Raw genomic sequence first — 4,215 nt, forward strand, 5'->3', positions numbered from 1 at the left:
ATAACTTGATCATAGCCTGAGTCATCTTTTAATCTAATAATTTTCATAAGTTTTTATTTTATCTTTTTTAAATACTTAAATGCTGCTTAAAGCGATTTTTTCTGAAATGGCAGGTAACGTTCCGCCGATGGCGGTGGTTGCGGCCAAAAGAAATAGTTGTCTCGGCTTGACGTAAAGATACTTAAAAGTTGATTATTTCTTTTACAGAAAACCAGCAATCATGGCCATTGGCTGTTAACTGCTGGCCATTTATCATTTTTAATTTATATAGCTATGATACTTAAAAAAGTTTTATCTAAACTAAGAAAGCAATGCAAATGACCCATCGGCTCTGAATGGTTTTGAATCTGAAATATCAGGTAGTTTCCAGAATACAATTCGCCATTCAAATGCACGGCGGATTCAACATCATTTTTTATTATTTCTTGTCCAAAGCCAGGTAAGTAATTTTCATCTTTTATTTTTTGTAATGCAGATTTGATTTCATCGTTAAAAGTATCCGATGAGAATTCTCCAGTTTTCTGTATTTTAAAAGGATTCATATAATTTTCAGGATTAAAGAAATTGACAGTTGTAATTTTTCTTATTTTAAATCAACCGAGATAGCTTTTTTATTGGCTTGCAGTTAACGTTCCGCGGCTAAAAGAAGGCGCGATTTCCGGAGATTGTTGTCTCGGCTGGACGTAAATGTACTTAAAAAAATGACTGTTTCTGTTGCCTGAATGGAGCGCTTTTTTTTAGCCGCTGTTAGCGGAGGTTTCAATCTTTTAGAATCCCGAAAATCATTGGTTTTTTTAAACTTTCGTGATTCCAATTTCTGTCAAAAAATTGATCATTACACAGGCCTAACCCAAAGCTTGGTGATTTTGTAATTTCAATTCTATAAATTTTTCCCACTTCGTAATTTGTTTCTAAACATAATGTGGAAATATAAATCTGTTTTTTGCTATAAGATCCATCTAAAATTTCGACTAAACTTGATGAGCCGAATGCCATTGTTCCACACAATTCACTTTTAGATGAGCAAGTTTCTATGACTTTTACTTTTGGTGGGAAATTTTTAAAAGTAATTTCTATCTCTCTTAATTCCTTTGACAAATTTGCAGGATTAAGAGAAGTGTCACTAATAATATTTTGTTGAGCGCATATAGTCCAAAATGGAAATATCAGAAATATTGAAATAAATATTTTCATGGTCATTTTTTTAGAAATCTCCGCTAACGTGTCGCCTGTAACCGCCGTCGCGGATCAAAGCGAACTGAGTTCTCTCTGCCAAGATAATGTTTCTTCGTGAAATAACAATTACCGGCTACCGAAATCCCCCGCGATGGCGGTTACAGGCTGTTAGCCACAGGGCATTACTCTTTCAACTTAAAATGTTTTTCCAAAGTATTAAAGGTAAATACTGACTTTACAAATATTTTATCTAAAATTTCAGTGTAATTACTGTTACTAATTCCGAAATATTCAATAGCTTTTTTACAATCTTTGTTGGATTCGCTAAATGTGTGAGCAATAAGACCAGATCTTAAATTTTGAAGATTTCTTAAAAATGCAAACATATCTGGAATAGTCATTCCTTTTGATTCTAGAAACTTTTCGAACTTTCCAATTCCTCCGATTTTAGATTCTAAATTCAAACCTTTTGCTAACTCCTTTTCATTTAGTCTATCAATAGTAAGTTTTACTATCGTTAGGGTTTGTTCACAGAAGGCTTTCACATTATTTGTAGTTATCTTATGTAATGCTGTAAATAAATGTTCATCTGTTTTGGATAATGGTTTATATAAATGCCACCCAAACTTTTCTTCCCATTCTTTGTTGAAGCTTTGATATTTTGATTTGAAAAACAAGTCAACTGTCTCGGGTTCCTCTGCCCATTGGCCTTCTATCATTGTTCTGTAATAAGTTCTGCTAATATTCATTCCTTCTTTTGGTGGAATGTTGTATTGTTTCCAATGAAGTTGTTCCTTTTCCGGAAGTATTCTTAAATTGGTAAGGAATACGGGAATATAATCACTAACATTATTATCTATTTTTAATGTGAAAAACTTTGATCCAACACTAAATCCATCAACTTGATATTTAGTTGGTTCATTGTAATATTTATTTAAAACCTCTTTTTTGAAATAGGTTACCTTGAAATGATTTCCTTCCGTTTTTCCACAATCTTCATAAATTAATTCTCCTTCATCGTCAATTCCAACTATAAAATTTTCATTTTCAGATTCTCCGAACTCGAAGTGCGATTTCTTTACGTCGTTTGGTTTAATGAATACTTTTCCCATTACCCAACTTTGAATTTTGTCAGATACATGTCGGATTAAATGACTGTAAATAAACTCGTTGTTCTTTATTAACTCGTCCTGGTGTTTGATGTTCCAATCTGAAGGGATTTTTTCCAGCAACCTCATAAAATCATAGCAAACTACGAAGTGCATATCTCTCATGGTAATATATTCCTTCAAATACTTGATGTTAACTTTAATCAGCTTTGGCTCGATAATTAATACTTCATCTAATTCTCCATAATCGCTTACATAATAAAAAGTGCGGTTTTGTTTGTCATTCCCTTTTTCGTAAAGCCGAAAATAAAGAACAAATTCTTCTGCCACATCTATGTATTTTATTGAAGTTTCTTGTAATGAAAAACTTTTATAAAATAAAAATGGTTCTAAGCCTTCTTCGTCATTAGATTTATAAGTATTGTTTCCATAGACGGATGGTTTTCCCTCACTTCCCATAGAAAGCGGCCAATTATAGTCTTCACTGTATTTATCAATGTTATGGTTCGATATTAGACAGCAATATAATCCAGCAGAATCGTCAAGATCTTTAGAATCATCTTCGTATATTTTCAACCAGCCGTTTTTAATTAAAAACTTGGATTCAATTTCTTTTTTTTTATCCTTTAAAAGAAAATAATCTTTTTCCATTTATTCGTATAGATTGTTATCTGAATCGGCGTTCGCCTTGTGGCTAACGTTTGGCCGGTAAAAGAAGGCGCGGCCTTAAATAATAGTTGTCTCGGCTGAACGTAAATTTACTGAAAAAATGATAGGTTCAACAACCTGAAAACAGCGCTTTTTTTTACCGGCGGTTACTGGCTGTTTTACTTTTTTACTATATCAGCACATCAGTTTAAAGATTAAGAGATTAAAACCCTTACTTTTAAACCCTTAAAACTTTTATAATGCTTGGAGTTATAGAATTTAATGGAATTACGATTTCCCTAATTGCCCATACTAGAATCTCTTTATTCCTAAAGGTGGAATATGGACAGAAAACAGAGTACTTTGAGATTACTGACGAAATTCTAATAAGTTTAGTTGAATTATTACTAGCAGAAAAGTATCCAGAACTTATTTCATCCGAACAACGTAAAACACTTAATTATCTGCGAGGACTTTCGGGAATTGTTATGAGTGATCGAAAATCCAAGGAAGGATTGTGGGGGATGATTGATGCAAATGTCAAAAGGGGACATGGATATTTTGCAGGCGGAGAAGTGATAGATCAATCAACGGACGTTTATATTGCGCTTCCGCAGAAGAAGATTTCATTGCAGACAATTGAAGGAATACAAAATGCATGTGGGGATCTTATGGATGCTTTGGGTTTCGAACTAGAACAAAAAGAGGAACCAGTTATTGGCTCTTTTTTTCAGCGTTTAAAATTTCTTTTCACATCCCCAAAGACAAAACGGGAAGCTCAAGATATTTATGACAAAGGCAAATTTGCGCTTGAGCTTGCTTATTTGAACATGCCTAATGCGGAAATAACAGAAAAATTGGCATTGGCAAGTTCCAACATGATGGCGCAATTAGAGCACGTTGATGAAGGAGTAATTAGATTAGGTGCAATTATTCTAGTAAAGTATAAAACCGATGTAGGAAACTCAAGAATAATCATTAATACTTTATCACCACAGTTGACCGCATTATTTGATTCATCTCCACAATTGATGAATGATCCTACCACTGTTTTTAAAATGATAAACAATATACAGACTTTACCAAATCATTTTAGCAATACAGACGAACCAGTAAGTGTATCTGAATGATTATTTTTGGGCGAGAAATCAAAATAGCCAGTAACGTTTCGCGCATCTTTGCTGTTGCAGAAATCCGGAGATTGTAGTCTCCGTTGGACGCAAAAGTACTTAAAAAGTTGATTGGTTCTTTGACCTGAAAGCAGCAATGGCAAAGATGCGCT

The 4,215-nt window shown here is 33.5% G+C and carries 4 protein-coding genes; 1 reads left to right on the forward strand and 3 read right to left on the reverse strand.

Translation table 11 applies throughout. The features are described from left to right. Nucleotides 1-263: 263 nt before the first annotated feature. The 3 genes from G6047_RS00470 to G6047_RS00480 all read right to left on the reverse strand — a co-directional run bounded on the left by G6047_RS00470 (nt 264) and on the right by G6047_RS00480 (nt 2,936). Nucleotides 264-542, reverse strand: a complete 279-nt coding sequence (locus G6047_RS00470; protein WP_169525362.1) for a hypothetical protein — start codon at nt 540-542, stop codon at nt 264-266. Between the two features lie 217 nt (nt 543-759). Next, nucleotides 760-1,194 (reverse strand): hypothetical protein, encoded by a 435-nt coding sequence (locus tag G6047_RS00475; protein ID WP_169525364.1) that lies wholly within the window; start codon nt 1,192-1,194, stop codon nt 760-762. Nucleotides 1,195-1,358: 164 nt separating this feature from the next. Next, nucleotides 1,359-2,936 (reverse strand): hypothetical protein, encoded by a 1,578-nt coding sequence (locus G6047_RS00480; protein ID WP_169525366.1) that lies wholly within the window; start codon nt 2,934-2,936, stop codon nt 1,359-1,361. A gap of 257 nt (nt 2,937-3,193) precedes the next feature. On the opposite strand from G6047_RS00480, the gene G6047_RS00485 reads away from it, so the two are divergent. Beyond that, nucleotides 3,194-4,063: a hypothetical protein gene (locus G6047_RS00485; RefSeq protein WP_169525368.1), complete on the forward strand. Its 870-nt coding sequence runs from the start codon at nt 3,194-3,196 to the stop codon at nt 4,061-4,063. The last annotated feature ends 152 nt before the right edge of the window (nt 4,064-4,215 follow it).

The organism is Flavobacterium silvaticum, from assembly GCF_012911565.1.
Classification (GTDB): domain Bacteria; phylum Bacteroidota; class Bacteroidia; order Flavobacteriales; family Flavobacteriaceae; genus Flavobacterium; species Flavobacterium silvaticum.